Source organism: Fundidesulfovibrio magnetotacticus (assembly GCF_013019105.1).
GTDB classification, from domain to species: Bacteria; Desulfobacterota; Desulfovibrionia; order Desulfovibrionales; family Desulfovibrionaceae; genus Fundidesulfovibrio; species Fundidesulfovibrio magnetotacticus.
This window is the reverse complement of record NZ_BLTE01000013.1, coordinates 59,231-80,134: the sequence shown is the minus strand read 5'-3', so window position 1 is coordinate 80,134 and position 20,904 is coordinate 59,231. Positions and strand designations below refer to the sequence as shown.

The window sequence follows — 20,904 nt, the reverse complement described above, 5'->3', positions numbered from 1 at the left end:
GGGCTACCCCAGGGCCTCGCGCATGCGCGCGGCCATTTCCTCGTTGATGGAGCTTTTGTGGTGCCATTGCAGATTGTTTTCTGCAAAGTGTATGCCCTTGCCCTTGACGGTGTGGCAGATCACGGCCGAGGGCATGCCGGGCTCGAAGGGCACGCCCGAGAGGGTCTGACGCAGGGCCTGCACGTCGTGGCCGTTCACGTGGCGCACGGCCCACTTGAAGGCCCGGAATTTCTCGTCCAGGGGTTCCAGGTCCTGCACCACGCAGGTGGCGTCGTAGGACTGGTACTTGTTGTAGTCCACCAGGAGCGTCAGATTCTCCACGCCCCGGTTGCCCGCGCTCAGGCAGGCCTCCCACACGGAGCCCTCGTTACACTCGCCGTCGCCCAGCACCACGAACACGCGGGGCTCCGGGCTTCGGCCGCGCACGGCCAGGGCCATGCCCAGGCCGATGGGCAGCCCGTGGCCCAGGCTGCCCGTGGAGGCCTCCACGCCGGGAATCTTGGTGGCGTCCGGATGGCCGCCCAGCAGGGCGTCCTTGCGACAAAAGCGCCACAGCTCCTCGCGAGGGAAGAAGCCCTTGTCCGCCAGCAGGGCGTAGAGGGCCAGGCAGCCGTGGCCCTTGCTCAGAATGCAGCGGTCGCGCTCCGGCATGCCGGGCCGGGCGGGATCGAAACGCAGCACGTGGTCGTAGAGCGCGCGCAGCATCTCGATGAGCGACAGGGAGGACCCCAGGTGCCCCCTGCCCGCCCGGGCGAGCATCTCCACCACCGTGCGGCGCAGTTCCAGAGAGCGCGCGTCCAGGGCGGCCCCCATGGCCTGCTCATGCCAGGCGCGAGCCGAACCATGCATGTCGTTCATCGAGGTCCTCCAGGATGCGCGTTGCCAGGGCCAGCTGGCGGCGCAGGGTTTCTCGCCGGGTGTCGCGGCCAGCGAAGTCGCGGCGGGCGCGGTCGGCGGCGACGAACTCGTTGAGCACGATCGCGCACCACTTGAGGGCGTAGAACGGGAAGGCCGCCACGGAGCGGCCGGCCCCGCCAGCCTCCAGGAGCGCCCGCCCCGCCCCGGCCAGGAAGCGTCCGGCCAGGTGATCGGGCAGGGCCATGCCCGGGTGCAGCACGAAGTCGCAGAGGGTCTTGGCCGGGTCGTCCCGGCCGAAATATTCCAGGTCGAGGAAGCACAGACCGCCGCCGGACAGGCGCAGGGCGTTGTGGAAGCCGAAATCCGAAGGCGAGAGTGTGCGCTGCGCCTCGGGCAGGGGCGTTTCCCAGGTCGGCCCGAACCCGGCCGGAGATTCGCGAAGCGCCCGGGCGAACCGTGCGCGCAGGGCCGACACCAGCTCCGTCAGGGCGGCGTACTCGGGCTCCTCCCCACGGGCGGCTTCCAGGCGCTGCAGGCGTACCTCCAGGTTGGCGGCCAGGGCCTGGCCCGTGAAGCAGGCCTCCGAGGCCGGGGCGAGGAACACCCGATGGCCCGGCGACTGGCCGCCGGACAGCGGGCCAGGGGACAAATCCCTCCCGCACTCCAGAGCCACCTCCGCCTGGCCGGGCAGTTGGGCCGAAAGCGCGCGCAAAGCCGCCAGGAACGCCACGGCCTCGTCCACGCCGGATTCGCCCGGGTCGCCCACGGGCTCGCCCCGCACGAACTCCATGAGCAGCGCGCCCTCCTCCCGGCTGAAGGCAACAGGCTCTGGCACGCGCAGCCCCGCCCTGCGGCAGAGGGTCAGGCCCGCCAGCTCCGCGCCGAGGCGGTCGCGGGGGTCGGCGGGGTTTTGCGGATAGCGCTTGCCCGCCAGCAGGCCGCCGCCCGGCAGCTCCAGGCGGTAGACGCGGCTGTTGCGCCCGTTGGAGGAGAGACGCCGCGCGAGCACGGGGCCTCCCGCGAGGCGTTCCCAGAGGGCTTCAGCGTCCGAAGACATGGTCCCCGATCTCCTTCCAGTCCCCGCAGGCCACCGCTCCGTCCGGGGCGGGTCCGCCCTCCGGGGCGATGAGCACGCGCCGCACCCCGCCCAGGGCCTCGTCCGCGAGCACCTCGGGCAGGTCGTCCACCAGCACGGCGCAGCCCAGGGCCAGCACGCGCTCCACCTTCTCGCGCCGCGTGTCCTCGAAGAAGACCCGGGAGCGCTCCAGGGGGATGGCCGGGTCGTCCAGCCAACCCCGGGCCGCGAGCCACTCCAGGGCGGCCTGGCGCAGGTCGGTGCGGGTGGTGTCTCGCCTTGCGTAGCGGGTCTTGTGGCTCACGATGCACAGGGTGGCCCCGGCCTCCCCGGCCCGGCGCAGGAACCGGTCCGCGCCGGGCATGGGGAGGGCCTGGGCCATGCGCGGCCCGTAGCATTCGGCCTGGAGCTCCTGCCAGGGCTCGTCGCCCACGGTGCGCCAAACGTGGGCGCGCACCGCGCTCTTGGAGGCGGCGATCTCCGGCGGGGCGAGGCCCCGGTCCAGGGCCGCCTGCCGGAAGAGCGCGTCGTAGGAGACGAGGGTGTTGTCCAGGTCCAGGGCGATGCGCATGGAGGCCTACTTCAGGTTGATTTCCTGCATGCGCTTGATGTTGAAGTAGATGGGGTCGGTCATGGAGTTGGGGACCTTCCCGGCCTTGAAGGCGTCCACCAGGTCGCGCACGGCGTCCTGGATGTCGAACTTGGGGGCGAAGCCCAGCTCGCGGCGGATCTTCTCGGAGGAGACGCGGTAGGAGCGGTTGTCGTTGGTGGGCACGATCTCCATGTCGATGTCGCCGCCCACGGTTTCGCGCACCAGCTCTCCCAGCTCGCGGACCTTCTGGTTCATGTAGCCCACGTTGTAGATCTTGTTGAAGATGTCCTTGTCCTCCCAGAGCATGCCCTGGATGTAGACATCCACCATGTCGTTGATGTGGATGTTGGGGCGCAGCTGCTCGCCGCCGAACACCTTGATCTTGCGGGTGTGGTAGGCGTGGTTGGTGAGGATGTTCACCACCACGTCCAGGCGCAGGCGCGGGGCGTAGCCGCACACGGTGGAGGGGCGGATGACCAGAGGCACGAAGGAGGCGCTGCCCGCGTTGAGGAGCACGTCCTCGCACATGGCCTTGTACTTGGAGTAGTCGGTGAGGGGCTCCAGGGAGAGGTCCTCGGTGACCTGCTCCTCGTCCTTTATGCCGTAGACAGAGGAGGACGAGGCGTAGATGAAGCGCCTTGCCCCGGCCTGCTTGGACACGTCCACCAGGTCGAGGAAGGCGTCGTAGTTGATGGACTTGCCCAGGCCGGGGTCCAGCTCGAAGCTGGGGTCGTTGGAGATGCAGGCCAGGTGGATCACGGAGTCGCACCCGGCGGCGGCGCGCTCCAGCAGGGCGCGGTCGCGCATGTCGCCCTTGATCTCGGTGAGGCCGGGGTGGCCCTTCACCTCGTCCAGCACGTGGTCGCCGTAGATGTAGAGGTCGAGCACGCGGACCTCGTAACCCTCGCGCAGCAGGCGCGGCACCAGCGCGCTGCCCACGTACCCCGCTCCGCCGGTGACGAGGATCCTCTTGAATTTCTTTTCCATGGCGTGTGTTCCTCTCTGTTATGCTGTTTGCGGCCCGGGGGGCCGTGTGTTTCGTGTTCTGGTCGCGAGTGCTGGAGTGCGCGGCCCGGCTTTCTCAGAGTCCCTCTTCCAGAGAGTAGCATTCCCGACAGAAGGAGGGGATGCGCCCCTCCAGGTGCGCCCGGCGGAACTGCCGGTAGGTGGGGGAGTTCCAGGTTTCGCGGAAGGCCAGGGCGTGCCCGAAGTTCACGTCGTCGTAGTGGCCGATGGTGCCGCAGGGCAGGATGCGCAGGTCCGAGCCGATGAAGGCCCGGGAGAAGGGCACGGGGCAGAGTGTGGCCGGGTTGCCGATGCGGAAGCGGTCGGTGCAGTTCCACACGGAGACCTCAACGCCTTCGCGCTCGGCCAACTCCAGGATGCGGGACTCCTCCTGCTCGGTGAAGGGGCGCACCTTGAGGTCGCTGAAGCTGTTCTCCTCGCCCCAGCCGGTGAGCACCACCGAGTAGGTCATGCGCCTGAAGCCCATGCGAGCGGCCATGCGGATGAAATCGAGCAACTGGTGGCGGTTGTTGCTCTGCAGGAGCACCCACATGCGGGTGTGGTCGCGGTCCTTCCCGGCCACGTAGGCGTTGAGCGCCGTCAGGTTCTTGACGATCTGGTCGAAGTCGGCCCCGGCGCGGATGTGCTCGAAGACCTCCTTGGTGGCTCCGTCGAAGGAGGTCTGCACCTCGCCGATGCCGGAATCCACCAGGCGTTTGAAATTGTCGTCCACGTGCAGGAGCGAGCCGTTCACGGTGGTGCGCACCCAGGTGTCGCGCGCGGTGGCGTACTCGATCATGCCGAAGAGATCGCGGTTGAGCAGGGGCTCGCCCACTCCCTGGATCTTCACCTCCATGAGCTGGGGGTTGCGGTCCATGAAGCGTTTGAAGTCTTCCAGGGAGAGGTCCGGCTTGGGCTTGCCCTCGCGCTTGACGGTGGCGCACATGATGCAGCGGAAGTTGCACCGGCTCACGGGCTCCACGTCCATCATGAAGGGCAGCGAGAGGCACTCCTCGGAGCGCGACTCGTCGCGGGCCAGGATGTTGTTCTTGAGCCGCTCCGGAAAGCGCGTGAAGCCCCGGTAGTTCATCATGCGGTAGGTGAACTGGTCGGGCTTGGGCACCATGAGGCGCGAGCGGTCGGCCAGGGCGGCCTGGGCGTCCACCTCGCGGCGCAGGATGGCCGGGTCGTCCACGTAGCGCCTGGCCTCGGCCAGGGCGGCCTCGAAGCGGGGGCCGTAGAGCCGCATGAATTCTTCGTCGCTCATGAGCATGAGGGGTCTCCGTGGAGTGCGCCTGCCGCGCGGCGGGCCACCAGCAGGGCGTCGTAGCAGTAGAGGTCCTCCTCCGGGCGGTTCGCCCAGAAGGGATGAAGGGTCCCGGGGGGCACCCTGCGCCAGCGCCGGTCCAGCACGCGGACGGCGAAACCCAGGTTGTCCCAGAGCGAAACGTAGTCGCTCACTCGCAGCTGGTTGGTCACGCCGTCCAGGGCGCGCCACTCCTCGGGGCCGTGGCGCAGGAAATCGAAGTGCACCGCGGTGTGCTCGCCCTCGCCCCGGTGGTCGCGGAAATCCACGCGGTGGAGCATGGTCCCCTCCGGGGCGAGCACGCGGGCGAACTCGCGCGAGAGTGACTCCATGTCGTCCACGTGTTCCAGGGTCATGCGCGAGTAGATGAAGTCCACCGAGCCCCCGGGCAGGTTCAGCGCTTCCAGGCGCTGGGCCTCGTGGCAGAGCGCCCGGGCCTCCGGCGCTTCCGGCCCGGCCCCCGCGACGCCGGGCAACAGCCCCGGCCAGGCCGAGCGCAGCGTGCGCGCCAGGGTCCGGGTGTGGGCCAGGGCCGCCTCGTCCAGGACGTGGGGCTCCAGGGCCAGACCCTCGCGGAAATGTTCGGCCAGCAGGCAGGCGCACAGGGGCACGCTCCCCGCGCCCAGCTCCACGAAGCGGCCGCGCCGCGCGGGCAGGTGCTCCCGGAGGGCGTCGAAAAGTCGCACCTGGGCGGCCAGGCGATCCAGGCAGTCGGCGGGCAGCGGGGCCACGGCGGCATCCAGGGCCTCCCAGTCGGCCACTCCGCAGCGCCGCCGTAGGGCCTCGCGCTGGGCGCTGGCGTCGAGCCAGGCTCCGGGGCGCGCGGGGTCCAGCACGGCGCGGACCAGCTCCGCGTCCAGGGGCCTGCCCTCCCCGGCCAGCCGCGCGCCCGTGACGAAGCGCTCGGCGGGAGACTCAAGCCCATCAATGGCCAGCCCTTCCACGCCCAGCGCCTGAAGCGCCGCCGGAAACGCCGTGGGCGGCAGGGGCGGCCCCGCGTGGCCGGACAGGGCGCGACCGGCCAGGGCGCGGGCGGCCTGGCGGTCCACCACGCAGAAGAAGCGCTCCGGCCCCACGCCCCCGCCCCAGGCGGCCCGGGCTCTCCCCGAGGCCACGGCCTCGCAGGCGCGGGCCAGGGCCTGGCCGTCCAGCAGGGCGGCGTAGCCCGTGAGCACCAGGGCGGCCTCCCAGCCGTTGACTTCCATGATCTGTTCCAGACGGCCCTGGGGGGTTTCGCTGCCCTCGAACCACTCCACTCCGGCCTCCAGACAGGCGCGGCGCAGTTCGAGCACGGCCTCGCCCTCCAGCCCGGACGGCACGGCGGCCACGGCCCGGGAGCAAACGCCTTCCGCCGCCAGGGCCGCCATGAGTTCCGGCAGGAAGCGCCTGCCGTCCAGACCGGAGAGCGAGGGGTCCTCCGGCTGGGCGGGGCGCACGAGGGCGACGCAGGGCACGGCGCGCAAGGGTGTTCCCGGGGCGGCCTGGGCCGGGGCATCCCGGCCTGCGATGGTCACTGGGCGCCTCCGCGGGCGCCGGGCTTCGCGGCTTGGGCGGGGGGGGCCGCCTCCGCCCGCAGGGAATCGACGAGGATGCGCACGCCCGCGCGCAAAGGGGTCATGGAAAGGTTTTCGCCCACGGCCGCGTGAAGGCCCCTGGTGTCGAAGGCGAGATCGTGGGAGCGGGACCCGGCCGGGGCGTGCCGCAGGTCCAGCTCACGGCCGGCCGCGGCCGCGAGCAGATGCAGAATGTCCAGGAGCCGCATGCTTGACCCCGTGGCCACGTTGAGCGGTCCGTGGAACTCCCGCTCCAGGAGCCGTTCGATCACCGAGCAGAGGTCCGTGACGAGCACGAAGTCGCGCAGGGTGCCGCCGTCTCCGTAGACGGTGAGCGGCTCGCCGCGCAGCACGCGCCGGGCGAACATGCCCAGGATGGAATGGCCCTGGTCCGTGGGGCCGTAGATGCCCGGCAGGCGCAGGGCGGCCACGGGGAAATCGGCCAGGCCCGCGCGAAGGAGCAGAGTCTCGTTGGCCAGCTTGGAGACGCCGTAGTAGAACTCGGGCAGGGCCGCCGTCTCCTCGGTGACGGGCAGGAGGGGCCGGTTGCCGTAAACGTCGGTGGAGCTCAGGTAGACGCAGGAGGCCACCTGGCCCGGGCGAGCGGCGCGCAGGAAGTTCTCCACCATGGCCACGTTTTTCACCATGGTGCCGAAGGTGTCCTCCAGGTGGCGGCTCACGCAGGCGCAAAGCAGCACGCGCACCGGACGGGAGCGTCCGGCGAAGACCTTCGCCGCGGCATCGGGGTCGGTGAGGTCGCAGTCCTGCCGGGTGCGGGCCTCCACGTTCCAGCCTCGCGCCGCCAGGAACGCGGCGGCCGTGGAGCCTATGAAGCCGCCCGCGCCGAAGATCAGGACATCCTTGCACTGCTCGATCATGGTTCACGCTCCCAGGCCGGACCGGACGCCGCAGGCGCCCAACGGGAAGGCCGCGGTCGGATCATTACAGGCGGCCGCGGGACCGAAGGCCGGAAGAGCGACCTCGATCCGCCGCGAATGATTAGGTGGCAAAAAATTCCTGGACACGGAGGGGCATATGCAGCATTTATTCCATCCAGAAACAATCGCTGCTTGCAAACAAAAAAACCAACCTCTCTCAACGGGTTCGGCCATCTCTAGCAGCTCTTGCGAGGCCGCGTCAATGCGCGGCGGATTTTCCGGAGCAAGCGGGAAAACAGCATGGATCACTCGGTTGGCGAACGAACCGTCCAGAACCTGACGCGCCCCCCGCACAGCGCCCCCTCAGGGAACCGTCAAGGGTCCCCCCGGACGGCGGGGGACGGAGGGTTCGCAACCTCGGCACCTTTCCTGCATACGGAGCCCGACGGGACGCGAAACCCGGACAAGAGCGCGCGAAACGCGCCCTGCCGCCGCTTGCGGTCCGGGGGCGGCGGCCGCTCAAGGGGCAGGACGTGAAGAATATTGCCATTGCCAAAGAGCTCGGCGTGTGCGCCGCCGCGCTGGAAAGCCTGGAATACGCGGATGCGGCGCCCGTTCACCGCTTCTCCGGGCACGTCCCCCTCTGGGACTTCGAGCACCCCAGGAGCAAGAACCCCTTCGCCAGCTTCTCCGGCATCAGCCCCGCGTTCGAAACGCTCCCCCCCGGCACGGGCATTGAAGAGGCGATGAGGCACACGCGATTCGTGTGCTTCATCGGCGCATCCCTGAGCCCCGAGATGAAAACAGCCCTGGGGTCCCAGGGGACAATCTGTCTCGTCTTCGAGCCCAACATCGACAAGCTCGAGGTGTTTCTCGGCACGCTGGGGACCAGAGCGCACATGACCAACAGCGCCTTCTACTGGGGCGGCGACGTGCGGAACCTTTCGCCGTCGCTCTCCGCCACGCTCCCCGACTCGCTCTCGAAGACCGGATTCCCCGTCTTCTTCATTCAGGATGGGCTCGAATCTCTGGATGTGACGAACTACATCATCCAGCACGTGGAGTTGTTCTACTACAGAAATGTGATCTACTACATCTCCGGCCCGGAACACTACAAGGGTTTCCCCCTGCGCCAGATGACGCGCCACCTGACGTTCGACTGCACATTCCACTCCTACAACAACACGCGCACCATCCTCGAATCTGGAACCATCAACGACCTCAAGGGCGCACTCCCGGGCGTCTCCGCCATCCTCATTGCGGCCGGCCCCGCCCTGACGGACAAGATCGAATGGATCAAGGCCCACCGGCAGGACGCCGTGACCATCGCGGTCAACAGCGCCCTGCGTCCTCTGCTGGAGCATGGGGTGTCCCCGGATTTCGTCGTCATCAACGACACGTCCCTGGCCTCCGGCAAGACGCTGGAAAACTTGCCCGATCTTCCGGACACGACCCTGGTGGGGCACTGCCTCTCGGAACTCTCCCGGGGGAGCTTCGGCAAGGTCTTCGTCTTCGGCAACGTGGATCGCCAGCCCTTCCCCCCGCGCGACGACCTCATCCTGCACGGCTCCGTGATCACAACGGCCTTCTCGCTGGCGGAGTACATGGGCTGCGCCAGGGCCTACCTCGTGGGCGCTCAACTCGCTTCGCACCACCCGAGCAAGCTCAGCTACTCAAGGGGCTCCATCCACGGGGAGTACGACGGCGAGATCGAGCCTTCGCTCTTCGTCAACAGGTTCCCCCAGCTCTACCCCGTGCAGGCCGCCAACGGGCGCACCATGTACACCACGCTCAACTTCTACGACTCCACACAGTGGTTCATCGACCGCATCCACGGCTCGACCCTGGAGGTGGTCAACACCAGCGGCGAATCCATCATCCACGGCGGCAAAATCCGCGTGGAGGAGGAACCGCCCGTCCCGCCCGACCCGACACTCCGGGAACGCATGCTGGACATCCGCATCACTCCCCCCGCCGCCAGCCGCGAGCGGATCAGACAGTATCTGCAGTCGGAACTGGGCAACTGGCGCAGGAGCATGAAGGAGGCGGACATCCTGCTCAGGCAGTTCGGCATGCAGGACGCGGATGCCCTCACTGTCGCTTCGCGCTACATAGCCCATTGCGACCAGGACAATCGATCATTCATGTTGACGCAGTACCATCACTTCGACAACAAAACGTTCCACGACATGTTCTTCACGACCAATCGTGAGTCCAAATTGCAGGGTGCGAAGTATTTTCTGATGAACCTGCGCGAGATGAGCAGGGACATCTTCAACCTTCTCGTGGAGCAGCTCACGGCCGTAAGCCGGGCCGACGCCTGACGCAAGGCCGCATTTTCCAAAGCGCAACCCGTACCATCCCGGACAAGGCCCCTGTCCGGCCGGCCTGGAGCAACACCATGGACTATCTCGTCGCCACCGGAATCCTCGTCGCCGTCCTGGCGTGCTGTGCCGTCTTCGCCGTGCGCCGGGCGCGCCGGAAAAAGAAGGAAACCTTCCAAGACATCTACCCCCTCTTCTAGCATGGACATCGACCAAGCATACACCTTCGCCGCCAGGGCGTTGCTGGGCGCGGGGCTTGGCTTCGCGGGGCTCAACCTCGCCGCCTGGCTCGCCCTGCGGCTGCTGCCCGGGCGCGGCATGCTCCGCAAGGACAAAGACCGCTGGATGCCCCGACGGCTTCTGTCGCTCTACGAGAGGGAGGACAATCACAAATGGTTTGACCTCGACACGCCGGAGGAGTTCCGCGCCTACTGGAAAGAGACCGTTCCCACCGCCATAGACATTGACTACGAACCCCTCTCCGAATTCCGGCACAGGCCCATGCAGGGGCGCTTCTGGAACGTCTCGCCACACGGTTTCCGCGAGGTGGCCAACCAGGGCCCCTGGCCGCCCAGCGGGGCCAACTACAACATTTTCTTCTTCGGCGGTTCCACAGCCTACCACGTCGGCCCGGACTGGACCTCCATCCCTTCCCGACTCCAGACGCACCTCCGCCGCCGGCGAGGCAAGCCGGTATGCGTGTACAATTTCGGGCGCTGCGCCTACTTCTCCTCACAGGAGAAGGTGCTTTTCCTGCAACTTCTCGTCGAGGGCCACCGCCCAGACGTGGCCGTATTCCTCGACGGACTCAACGACTCGGTGCGCGCCGACGGGGCCACGGCCACCTCGACGATGTACCGGGAACTGCTGCGCGAACGCTCCAGCCAGGAACGCGAACTGGCCGAGTTTCAGATTCGGGCCAGGGTCCGCTGGATCCGCTTGCGGCTCTTTCTGTCCTCGCTGCCGCTCGTGCGTCTGACATGTTACGCCGCGGAGGTCCTCGCCGCGAGGCGCACCGAAGACGAGCGCCGCGTCAGGCCACCCTACGAGCCTTACTCCGCCGATCAGATCCGAGAGGTGGTGGACAGGATGTTAGCCAATTACGGTCAGATCCTCGCCGCAGCCGTACACTCGGGCGTGGAGCCTCTCTTCGTGGTGCAACCCGTTCCGTCTTACAAGTACGACATCTCCCTCCACAAGGCGACTGCCTACGGACAGGGGCTCAACGAGGCCGTCAGGGACGTATATCCTGCCCTGCTGGACGCCCTGGACAGATCCGAGACAATCCGGGAGCACGTGATCGACCTCTCCGCCATGCAGGAGAACTCCACGAAAAACCATTACCTCGACGAAGTGCACTACACGGCGGAATTCGCGGACGAGGTGGCCTCCCGCCTAGCCGACGAGTTCGCGGCGCGAAGCGACGCCGGACAAGGGCCTCGGCCGGACGAAACCAACCACGACGGGGGAGCAGCATGCTGGAGATGATCGCCTACCGGCACTACGAATCCATGGCCAAGGCCGCCCTGCCCAACTGGCAGATCGCCCAGCGCCACAACCTCGACCATTTTGAAATGACTGGCTTCCCGGTGCGCATCGCCACCCTTGGTGAGACGCGTCAGCTCCTGGACACCATGCAGGAGAACGGCTTCGAGAAATACCAGGACGACTTCGGCGGTCTGGCCCCCCTGGACCTGGACATGCTCACCAGGCTCTGCGCCAGGCTCGTGACCTTCCAACTCACGCACTACCCCGACCAGCCCCCCATGGTCCCCGTGGACACGGCCATGGCCGCCCTCTGCGCCTGGAAGCGGCTCACGGCCCTGGGCACGCCTGCCCGGTCCATCCTGGAGATCGGCCCCGGCTGCGGCTATCTCGCCCTTCTGGCGGCGGACCACGCCCCCCTGCAAAACTACTCCACGGTGGAGTGCTGCGAGAGCTTCTATCTTCTCCAGCACTACCTCAACGTGTTCGCCTTCGGCGACGGCTTCCGGCAGATGGCCTACCCCGAGGGTGTATCAAGACACTTCATACGCGCCGACGACGGCCTCGCGGCAGGGACGCTCCTCACGGCAGGCGAAGGCTGGCCGCGCAAGGCCTATCAGTACCCCTGGTGGCGGTTGCGCACCCTCCGGGAGAGGGGAGAACGGTTCGACGTGATCGTCGCCAATTCGAACCTTTTGGAGTTCAACCCCGAGGCCCTCAAGGACTACCTGGAACTCTTCAAGGACGTCCTGGCCGAGGACGGGCTCGTCTTCATCCAGGGTCTGGGCTTCGAGACGCCCGACAGGAACAAGGGCTACCTGTTCAAGCAACTCCACGAGCGCCGCCTCGCGCCCCTGTTCATCACCTCCGGCCCCGTGACCAAGGACAGGGCCTTCTGGCGCGAGCACGCCCTGGGGGAATGCTCCTTCATCCGGGAAGGCGACGCCCGCCGCTTCGGCAGCGACTTCGCCGTGCTGATCACCGAGTCCCACCCGTTCTTCACCGCGTGCTACGAGGCAGGCTCGTACAGGAACGCCTTCGTCCTGGCCCACCCCTGCCTGACAGGGTTCTTCGCGCCCGCGCCCGAGGACGCTCGACGCTACACCCGCTCCGAGGTCGCCGACGCCGTGCGTCGGCGGCTTAGCCAGGCGGCATGAGGAGAGCGGCCATGCGCTTCATCCACAACGCAGGCCAGCTCCCCGAGGGAAGCCGAATCTGCATCTACGGCAAGGGCGCACGCGGAGCGGAACTCCACGCGGCCTTACGCGTAGCCTCGAGGCCCCAGGTCCGCTGCTTCGTGGACTCCTTCGCCTCCGGCGAGTTCCAGGGCCTCCCCGTGCTGCGCCTCGACGAGTTCGCCCGGACCTACGACCCCGGGAAGGACCACGTGGTGGTGGCCTCGGCCTTCTACCCGCAGATCGTCATCGCCCTGGCCCAGGCCGGCATCCGGGAGTGGAGCATCTACGAGGATTTGCCGCTTCCGGGCGAGGCCCGCAACGGCGGAAGCCACATCCTGCACGGCCGATCGACCCTCCTGGGCTACAGGGACAGAGAGAGCCTCGCCAAGCGAGCCCTGCCCAACTGGCGCATCGGCCAGCGCCACAACCTGGACCACTTCGAGCGTTTCGGCTTCCCCGTGCGCATCACCCATTTCCTGGAAACCCGGCAGCTTCTGGACACCATGCAGGAAAGCCGTTTCGGCAAACTCCAGGAGGAGCTGGGAGGGCTGACCGACGCCGACGCCCTCCTGCTGGCCGACGCCTGCGCCGACCTGGCGGCTTTCCAGCTCCAGCACTACCCGGGCAACCGCGTCATCGTCCCCCTGGACACCCTCCTGGCCATGCTCGTGGTCTACAGGAAGCTCTCGGCGGTGGCCCCGGGCTTCCGCTCCATCCTGGAGGTGGGCCCGGGCTGCGGCTACCTGGCCTTCTTCCTCAAGCGCCACCCGGGGCTTGAGAACTACTCCCTCACCGAGAGCTGCGAGAGCTTCTACATCCTCCAGGACGCCATCAACCGCCGTCTGTTCCAGGGGAGATTCCGCCAGATGCTCTCAGAGGATTCGGGCGGGGAATGGTACATCCGCCGCGACGACCCGCTCCATGCGGCCCTCTCCCTCACGGACGTGGAGGCCCAGGCCACGGTGCGCCATTACCCCTGGTGGAAGCTCGGAGACATCGCCGATTCCAAAACGGCCTTCGACGTGGTGAACTCCAACGCCAACCTGCTCGAATTCAACACCGACGCCCTGCGCGACTACCTGAACCTGTTCCGGGAGAAGCTCAAGCCCCAGGGCGTGTTCTTCGCCCACTGCTTCGGCTGCGAGTCGCCGGAAAAGAACCGGGCCTACCTCTACGAGGAGCTGTACCGCGCCGGATTCGCCCCGCTCCTGATCTGCCATGGCGCGCACATCAAGGCCCGCGAATACTGGACCGGGCGCCTCGCGGGCCAATGCGACCCCATCGCGCCAGACGACGCCAGGAAGTTCGTGGTGGGCAACGGAGTGTTCGTCCGCCAGGGCCACCCGCTCCACGAGGCGCACTACGCCAGGGAAAACTACCAAGACATGTACGCCGCCGACTTCCCGGGGCTCGCCGCCTTTTTCGCGCCGCCCCCGCCGGGCTGTCGCCTCCGCTCCCGGGAGGAGATCATCGCCCTTATGCGCGAGCGCCTGGACAGCTTCACCCAGCAAGCCGCGCGGGAATACGGACAATGAGCGCGCCCCCCGTTTTTGAGCGTCTCTTCGCGCGGTGCGCGCCTACCGCCAGCCGTCCCCGGCAGGGCGCAGCGGCGCGCCACGCCGCGCGCTCCGCCGGGCGCTCTCCCGACAGCAACAACCTCCCGCTCCGGAGAGAGGAAAACGCATGACCTCCCCCCAACGCTTCACCTGGCTCGACGCTCCGCAGCGCGAGTACCTTCGCAAGACCTATTTCGAAGCCCCCATGCCCCGGGGCCGGGCGGAGCTTGTCTACCGCGATCCGCCCGCCCACATGGATCAGCGTCTGGTGGACGGCAAGCGCCACGTGGTCTTCTGCTCCTACTACCTCCAGCCGGCGATCTGCAAAAAGGCATGGGCCCTGCGCAAGAGCGGCGACTACCACCTGACGTTCATCGGCTGCTGCATCCGCCAGGACCACGCCCCCGAGCGCTTCTTCGACCAGTGCCACGAGGCGCGCGACTACGAGGAGCTCTACACCCTCCTGGCCTCGGCCGGGGTCTGGGCCGTGGTCAGCGTGATCCAGCCTCTGGTGAACGGCGCCCTCGCCGTGGAGGCCGCCGTGAACACCGGGGCCCTGGCCGTCGTGGACATCAACGACTCGCTCTACTACATGCGCAAGGACCCCAACGACTTCGAGTGCCAGATCGAGGCCCGCATCCTGAAGCGGGCCTCGGCCGTAGTGCACAAAATGCCCGGCTGGGGAGTGGAGCGCATGCGCGCCGACTGGCGCTTCGAGACGCCCGACTGGCAGGTGCACAGCCTGCCCGAACCCGAGATCTTCCAGCCCTGCGGGGTCTACGACGGCTCGCGCGACCCGGCTTTCGTTTTCGCGGGCGGCATCATCCCCTACCACATCGCCGTGGCCCGCGGGCACGAGAACCACATCATGGACCCCTTGATCCACGCCGTCTGCGGCCACGGCGGGGCCATGACCTTCGTGGTCAACCAGAACGCCCGGGAGATGTTCTGGCAGGAGCATCAGCGCTACATCGACTTCCAGAACGTCTATCCCGCATTCTCCTTCGAGAAAGGGGTGCCCTTCTTCCAGCTGCCGGCCAAGCTCGCCGCCCACGACTTCGCCATCTATTGGGAGAACATCCCCGAATCGAGCTACAACCCGGACCACTTCGCCATCAACATGGCCACGAAGATCTTCAGCTACGTGGAGGCGGGCCTGCCCATCCTGGTGCACACCCAGGCCCCCTACATCCACGAAACCGTGGTGGAAGGCGGCTTCGGCCTCTCCTACGAACTCAAGGACCTGGAAAAGACACCGGACATGGCCCGAGCCTGCGACTACGAGACCCTGTGCCGCAACCTGAAGGCCTACCGCGACCACACCAACAGCCGATCCGTGGCCATGATGCTCGGCGAGATCTTCGACCCAGCCTGAGGAGGGCCGATTCCATGGCGCACATCCAACTCTTAGGCATGGCGGAATCCAAGAGCCCCGAGCCCCTGGAGCCCACCCAGATCCTCGTCAAAGACACGCTCATCAAAAGCATCATCCTGGACGATGTGTTTCTCCCCCTGCGGGCCGATGCACTGGCCGCCCACATCGCCGCGCTGGATTCGCCGCACGGCGTGGTCCTCTACGGCTGCGGCGCTCTGGCCCGCGCCCTTGCCGACGGGCACGGCCCCACCCTCCGGGAGGCGGGCGCCACGTTCATCGTCACAGATTCGCCCGGGGAGGCCTCCTTCCGGGGCTTCCCCCTGGGCAAGGCCGCCCTGCTCCCCCCGGACACCCCCCGCGTGCTGCTGCTCTCCGGCTCCTACGAGGCGGCCATGCGCCAGGAGCTGGCCTTCCTGCCGCCCTCGGCCGTCACGACGCTCGAAGAAGCCGTATGTCGGGGCTGCACGGAGGCGCTCCTGGACAAGGCCCGAGCGCGCATCCACCAGGAGGCCGAAGGCCTCGCGGCCGAACTGCGCGAACGCTTCCCGGACCTCGAACGCACCGTCTGTTTCATCGACCCCGAGCTGACCATGCCCTACTTGGAGACCTACGCCCGACTGCGCGGCCAAGGGCACGCGGTGGTGCTGCTCTCGCGCAGCCACGTGCCAAGCATGGTCCCCGGGAAGGAGATGGTGGCCCGGGGCTACGCGGACTTCTTCCACCAGGCCCCCTCGCTCCACTTCCTGTGGGTGCTGGCCGAGCGGCTTTGCGGCCTGGTCCGGTTCGGCCTGGTGAACCTCTGGGGCCTTTGCTACACGTATCCCCTCGTGAACCGTGTGCTCGCGGGTTCTTCCGGCCCCGTGGCGGTCTGGCTGGACACGGTGCTCACCCAGGTGATCCGGGAGGAGGGGATGCGCGAATTCCTCCTGTCCACCCAGGACATCGACCTGCCGCGCGCCCACCAACTGGAGCGCACGCTCTTCGCCCGGGCAGGAGGGGTGATCTCGCGCATCCCCCCCCGGCAGCTCGAAGAGACGCGCGCCCTCCACGCCAGCGACGCCCCCTGCCTGACGTTCTACCGACCGCTCCTCCCCGTCGGCGACGGTCGCCGCGTCCGCCCGCCCCTGCGAGGACGCGCGCCCCGGGTGATCTTCGTGTGCTCGCCGCACACCCGATCCGACGTGACCAGCCACGTGGCGTGGACCCTGGAAGGCATCCACGAGCCCATCGCGGCCCTCACCGGCCAGGGCGTGGAGTTCTCCATCTTCAACCCTCTGGACGTGGGCGGCGGCTACGAATCCCTGCGCCGGGCGGCCGAGGAGAACCCCCTGCTGAGTTACAGCCCGGCCATCCATCCCGAAGCCCTGTTGGAGGAAATTGCCGCACACGACTTCGTCTGGCTGGCCCGCAAGGTCGAACCGGGCGGCAGCGGCTACCACCGCACGCACCTGCCCCTGACGATCTTCCAGGCCGTGGCGGCGGGCACGCCGGTGATCGTCTCGCCGGAACTGGCCTACCTGGGTGAACTCACGCTCGCGCACAACCTCGGATTCACCCTGCCCTACGAGGATTGGGGCGCGGCGCGCGAGCGCATGGAGGCCTTCGACTCCCAGAGGAGCGTGGAAGACATCCGGACCTTCAGGGACACGCTTTCCCCGGAGCGCGCCGCCGCGCAACTGGCGGCCTTCTACGAAACCGTGCGACAGCGCCACAAGGCGGTGAACGGCCATGCCCCTGGACCTCGCTGACCCCGGTCTGCGCGTGGAACTGCGCCGGATGCTGGCCCGTGCGCCCGAGCGCGAACCCGAACGCGCACAGGCCGTGGCCTCCTGGCTGGACAGTCTGCCCGGGGGCTCCACGCTGGCCTTCTACGGCTGCGGGGGCATCGCCCGACGCCTGGCCGTGGAGCACGGGGAGAGCCTGGGCCGCCACCGCGCCGTATTCTTCACCACCCGCCAGGAGCCCGATCGCCTCTTCCACGGCCACCCGAAACGCGACGTGGAGGCCGTTCGCGCCGCCCCCCCGCAGCACATCGTGCTGCTCTCGGCCACCTTCGACCAGGCCATGCGCCAGAACCTGGCAGGGGTCGATGCCCAGCGCATGGTGGGCCTGGCCGGGATCATCCGGTCCCATGTCTCCGAGGAGGCCCTGCGGGCCTGCCTGGAGGACGTGCGGGCCGAGGCCCGACGGGTGGCCCGCAAACTGGCCGAGGCCCTGCCCGGCGACGGCCCCGTCCTGGGCCTGCACCTGATGAACTTCGGCTCCGTCTACCGTCCCGGGCCCCTGCGGCGCATCCGCGAGGCCGGGTACCGCGTGGCCCTCGCCACCACGCGCGCGGCCACCCTGCCCATGTCCGCCGAGGCCATGGAGTCGGAGGGCGTCGTGGACCACCTCTACGTGGCTTCCTCGGACGAGATGCTCCAGTTGGTGCTGCTCGAACTGCTGGAGACCACGGACCTCTTCACGCTCTTCGAGTTCCCCAAGCAGTTCAACAACGTCTGGTACGTTTCGGCCGTGGCGCGCCGCGCACGCTGCGCCACCATCGCCTACGCCGACAACTTCCTCTCCTCGTTCTACAACGACACGGACTACGCCCGCCGCTTCAGCGAGAACACCGAACTGGATCAGCAGACCATCCGCGCCTGCTACCGAGACTTCTTCCGTAACGTGGACGCCGTGATCCACAAGGACGCCACCCAGGTGCTGGACCGCTTCACCACGCTCTTCGGGGCGTCCCCGGAGCGGCTCTTCTTCCTCCCCTACACGGAAGGCGGCATGCTCCCCGGCTCCACGGGCATGAAGCGCTCCGCCCGGGACGGCATCCGGCGCATCGCCTTCGGACACAGCCTCCACCAGGGTTTCTTCCACAAGGAATGGTACGACCAGGACGCCTTCATGCGCCTCGTGCGGGATATCACCGCCACGGGCCTGGGCTTCACCGTCTACAACAGCATGGACCCCGACGGCTCCGGCTGGGAGGACCTCATGGCCCTGGCCCGGGAGAACCCACTCTTCGAATACCGAACGGGCATCCCCTATGACCGGTTCCTGCGCGAACTGCAGGCCTACGACTACGGCTGGCTGGGCTTCCGCTTCGAGGGAGTGCCCGGCGAGTTCGTGCGCACCAACCTGCAGCTGAAGGTCTTCGCCTACGCCCAGGCCGGACTCCCCACCCTCGTGTCCCCCGAGTTCGAGCACTGCCGGGCACTCGTGGAGAGCAACGGCCTGGGGCTCACCGTGCAAAGCAGTGACTGGCCGCGTCTGCCCGAAATCCTGGACGCCTTCGACGCCGAGGCCTGCCGTGCCCGCCTGGAAGCCTTCTGCCGGAATCTTGACGTGGACGTCCACGTCAGGGACATGATCGCCTTCTACGACCGCCTCGCACGCAAACAGGCCACACCATGACCACATGCCCCCTCTGCGACGGCAGCCTCCGGCCCGCCTACCGCAACCCCCACGCCACCTTCGCCGACCGCGAAGAGCGCCTCCACCTCGTGGTGGAGGCCTGCGCGGACTGCGGCTTCCTCTTCCAGACCAGCGCACTGGACCCGGAATACAGGCGCATCATGCGCGCGGGCTACGAGACCTACTACGGCCACGACATCTTCGACTTCCCGCGCCGCGACGCCGAGAACCTGAAGGCCAGGGACATGATCCTGCGCCACCTCCCGGCGCGGCCCATGCCCTCCCTGCTGGAGATCGGCTCCAACAAGGGGGACCTGCTCTACCTCCTCAAGGAGGCCCGGCCCGACTGCAACGTCCTGGGCGTGGACCCCGGCCAGGCCGACGACAGGGGCGTGCCCACCGTGCGAGACCACTTCGACCCGGAGCGCTTCGCCTCGCGCTTCGACGTGGTGGTCCTCAAGCACATCCTGGAACACTTCACCGCCCCCCGGGCCTTCCTCGCCGGGGTGAAGCAGGTCCTGGCCGACGACGGCTTCCTCTACGTGGACGTGCCAAACCTGGAATGGATCTTGCGAGACGCCACCGAAGGCTTCGTCCTGCACCACGTGGGCTACTACGACGCCCACACGCTGGCCCTGGCCTTGGAAGGCTTCGAGGCCGTTGACATGGAGCAGGAGGCCTCGTTGCGCGCCGTGTTCCGCAAGACGCGGGCTCCGCACCGGCCCGGCGCGCGCGGCGCGTCGGAGGCGCTGGGCCTGTGCGCCCGGCTCGAACGCAACCGTGAGCAGGCCCTGCGACAGGTGGAGGACATGGTCCGGCGCGGCGGGCGCATCGTGTATTTCGGAGTCTACACGATCTTCCGGCTGCTCCACAGGGAGCTGCGCCGCCGCATGCCCAGCGCCGTCTGCCTGTTCCACGACGACAACTTCGCCGGGGAGCGCGAGCCCGTGTTCGGGCTTGAGCGCTGCGGCGATTTCCGCGAGGACGACGTGGTGATCCTGTGCTCCAACAACAGCCAGACGCTCGACGCCATGGAGCGCGGCCTGGCCGGAAAAGGCCTCTTCCTGGTGCGGCCCTGGCGCCCCCTGAACCCGGCAACCCCTTCCCCGGACACCCCATGACCCACATCCTGCACTCACTCGCGGCGGTCCCCGGCCGCACCGTGGCCATCCATGGCGCAGGCGCCTACGGCGTCCGGGTGCTCGCGGACCTGCGACGCGAACGCCCGGACATGGAGATCTCCTGCTTCCTCGACAGCTTCAAGCCGTCCGGGGAGTTCGAGGGACTGCGCCTGGTCAACACCGGCGAGGCCACGTCCGGGCTGCTGCAAGGCATCGACGCCGTGCTCGTGGCTTCGGCCAACTACGAGCCTATCGGCCAACGGCTGGAGGCTCTGGGCTGCCCCCGCTGGTTCATCCTCATGCGCTCCCTGGAGGACGAGGCCGTGCGGCGCGACAAGGAGGTCCACGAGGCCACGCGCTCGCTCGCGGGCGAGACGGAGTTCCACCGCTACTTCCACACGCTCTACCTCTGGCGCTACCGGGCGCTGTGTCGCGAGCACTTCGGGGCGCCCGCCCCCCTGCCCCCCCTGCCCCGGGAGATCCCCGGGGAGTTGCGCGAGGCCTTCGCCATGCACGGCCGGTGCGAGATCGTGCACGGCCCGGTCTGGGACAAGCGCTACCCGGCCAACTATCCCCTGATCTACACCGACGCCGAGGTGGACGACTGCCTGCGCCGTATCGACGAGGGCGACACGAGCGTCTACGGCCAGCTCGACGACTGGATGCGCGAGGCCCTGGAACGCCACCCCGTGGCCGGGGCCGAAGTGGCGGTGATGGGCTCCCTGAGCCCCTGGTATGAGAGCTTCTGTCTGCGCCACGGCGCGCGCCCCGTGACCATGGACTACAACGCCGTGGTCTCGCGGACGCCGCGCATCCGCACCATGACCCTGGCCGAGGCCAGCCAGGGACGCGCGCTCTTCGACCACGCCGTCTCCATTTCCTCCTTCGAACACGACGGGCTGGGCGCCTACGGCGACCCCCTGGACCCCGACGGCGACCTCAAGGCCATGCGGGCCATGAAGACCCTGCTGCGTCCGGGAGGCCTGGTCTTCTTCAACGTGCCCACGGCCTGGGACGACATGATCCACTTCAACGAGTACCGCGTCTACGGCCGGCACAGGCTCCCTCTGCTGCTGGAAGGCTTCGAGGTGCTGGACAGCTGGGGGCACGACCCCGCGCGCCTGCGCAATGCCCCACGCGAAGTTTTCAACCCCCTCTTCGTCTTGAGAAACATTTAACCGGCCCTGCCGGAC

Annotated in this window: 17 protein-coding genes; 10 read left to right on the top strand and 7 right to left on the bottom strand. The window is 68.0% G+C overall.

Annotated features, from left to right (window positions below):
• Positions 1 to 3: 3 nt before the first annotated feature.
• From NNJEOMEG_RS14040 to NNJEOMEG_RS14010, 7 genes are all read right to left on the bottom strand, one after another.
• Positions 4 to 858 (bottom strand): transketolase, encoded by an 855-nt coding sequence (locus tag NNJEOMEG_RS14040; RefSeq protein ID WP_235956969.1) that lies wholly within the window; start codon positions 856 to 858, stop codon positions 4 to 6.
• Complete coding sequence (locus NNJEOMEG_RS14035; protein ID WP_173085537.1) at positions 821 to 1,915, bottom strand: phosphotransferase; 1,095 nt, start codon at positions 1,913 to 1,915, stop codon at positions 821 to 823. The genes NNJEOMEG_RS14040 and NNJEOMEG_RS14035 overlap by 38 nt, the downstream gene beginning before the upstream one ends.
• Positions 1,899 to 2,504, bottom strand: coding sequence for a hypothetical protein (locus tag NNJEOMEG_RS14030; protein WP_173085535.1), 606 nt, complete (start codon positions 2,502 to 2,504; stop codon positions 1,899 to 1,901). Before NNJEOMEG_RS14030 ends, NNJEOMEG_RS14035 begins: the two co-directional genes overlap by 17 nt.
• 6 nt (positions 2,505 to 2,510) lie before the next feature.
• Positions 2,511 to 3,512, bottom strand: coding sequence for an NAD-dependent epimerase/dehydratase family protein (locus NNJEOMEG_RS14025; RefSeq protein WP_173085533.1), 1,002 nt, complete (start codon positions 3,510 to 3,512; stop codon positions 2,511 to 2,513).
• A gap of 94 nt (positions 3,513 to 3,606) precedes the next feature.
• Positions 3,607 to 4,797: a radical SAM protein gene (locus NNJEOMEG_RS14020; protein ID WP_173085531.1), complete on the bottom strand. Its 1,191-nt coding sequence runs from the start codon at positions 4,795 to 4,797 to the stop codon at positions 3,607 to 3,609.
• Entirely contained in the window at positions 4,794 to 6,350 is a 1,557-nt protein-coding gene (locus tag NNJEOMEG_RS14015) for a methyltransferase domain-containing protein (RefSeq protein ID WP_173085529.1), read from the bottom strand. The genes NNJEOMEG_RS14020 and NNJEOMEG_RS14015 overlap by 4 nt, the downstream gene beginning before the upstream one ends.
• Positions 6,347 to 7,267 carry an NAD-dependent epimerase/dehydratase family protein gene (locus tag NNJEOMEG_RS14010; RefSeq protein ID WP_173085527.1) on the bottom strand — a complete coding sequence of 307 codons (921 nt, stop codon included), beginning with the start codon at positions 7,265 to 7,267 and terminating at the stop codon, positions 6,347 to 6,349. The genes NNJEOMEG_RS14015 and NNJEOMEG_RS14010 overlap by 4 nt, the downstream gene beginning before the upstream one ends.
• A gap of 533 nt (positions 7,268 to 7,800) precedes the next feature.
• Between NNJEOMEG_RS14010 and NNJEOMEG_RS14005 the strand changes: the two genes are divergently transcribed.
• The 10 genes from NNJEOMEG_RS14005 (at position 7,801) to NNJEOMEG_RS13965 (ending at position 20,889) form a co-directional block, all read left to right on the top strand.
• Positions 7,801 to 9,591: a motility associated factor glycosyltransferase family protein gene (locus NNJEOMEG_RS14005; RefSeq protein WP_173085525.1), complete on the top strand. Its 1,791-nt coding sequence runs from the start codon at positions 7,801 to 7,803 to the stop codon at positions 9,589 to 9,591.
• A gap of 77 nt (positions 9,592 to 9,668) precedes the next feature.
• A complete protein-coding gene (locus tag NNJEOMEG_RS21005) occupies positions 9,669 to 9,791 on the top strand; it encodes a hypothetical protein (protein ID WP_268885691.1) in 123 nt (40 codons plus the stop codon).
• Position 9,792: 1 nt separating this feature from the next.
• Complete coding sequence (locus tag NNJEOMEG_RS14000) at positions 9,793 to 11,079, top strand: SGNH/GDSL hydrolase family protein (RefSeq protein ID WP_173085523.1); 1,287 nt, start codon at positions 9,793 to 9,795, stop codon at positions 11,077 to 11,079.
• Complete coding sequence (locus NNJEOMEG_RS13995; protein WP_173085521.1) at positions 11,067 to 12,233, top strand: hypothetical protein; 1,167 nt, start codon at positions 11,067 to 11,069, stop codon at positions 12,231 to 12,233. Before NNJEOMEG_RS14000 ends, NNJEOMEG_RS13995 begins: the two co-directional genes overlap by 13 nt.
• Before the next feature lie 11 nt (positions 12,234 to 12,244).
• Positions 12,245 to 13,789, top strand: a complete 1,545-nt coding sequence (locus NNJEOMEG_RS13990; protein ID WP_173085519.1) for a hypothetical protein — start codon at positions 12,245 to 12,247, stop codon at positions 13,787 to 13,789.
• A 148-nt stretch (positions 13,790 to 13,937) separates the two neighbouring features.
• Entirely contained in the window at positions 13,938 to 15,185 is a 1,248-nt protein-coding gene (locus NNJEOMEG_RS13985) for a hypothetical protein (protein ID WP_173085517.1), read from the top strand.
• A gap of 14 nt (positions 15,186 to 15,199) precedes the next feature.
• Positions 15,200 to 16,933, top strand: a complete 1,734-nt coding sequence (locus NNJEOMEG_RS13980; protein ID WP_173085515.1) for a glycosyltransferase — start codon at positions 15,200 to 15,202, stop codon at positions 16,931 to 16,933.
• Complete coding sequence (locus NNJEOMEG_RS13975) at positions 16,914 to 18,590, top strand: hypothetical protein (RefSeq protein WP_173085513.1); 1,677 nt, start codon at positions 16,914 to 16,916, stop codon at positions 18,588 to 18,590. Before NNJEOMEG_RS13980 ends, NNJEOMEG_RS13975 begins: the two co-directional genes overlap by 20 nt.
• Positions 18,587 to 19,711: a class I SAM-dependent methyltransferase gene (locus NNJEOMEG_RS13970; protein ID WP_173085511.1), complete on the top strand. Its 1,125-nt coding sequence runs from the start codon at positions 18,587 to 18,589 to the stop codon at positions 19,709 to 19,711. Before NNJEOMEG_RS13975 ends, NNJEOMEG_RS13970 begins: the two co-directional genes overlap by 4 nt.
• Positions 19,708 to 20,889, top strand: coding sequence for a DUF268 domain-containing protein (locus tag NNJEOMEG_RS13965; protein WP_173085509.1), 1,182 nt, complete (start codon positions 19,708 to 19,710; stop codon positions 20,887 to 20,889). The genes NNJEOMEG_RS13970 and NNJEOMEG_RS13965 overlap by 4 nt, the downstream gene beginning before the upstream one ends.
• Positions 20,890 to 20,904 lie beyond the last annotated feature (15 nt).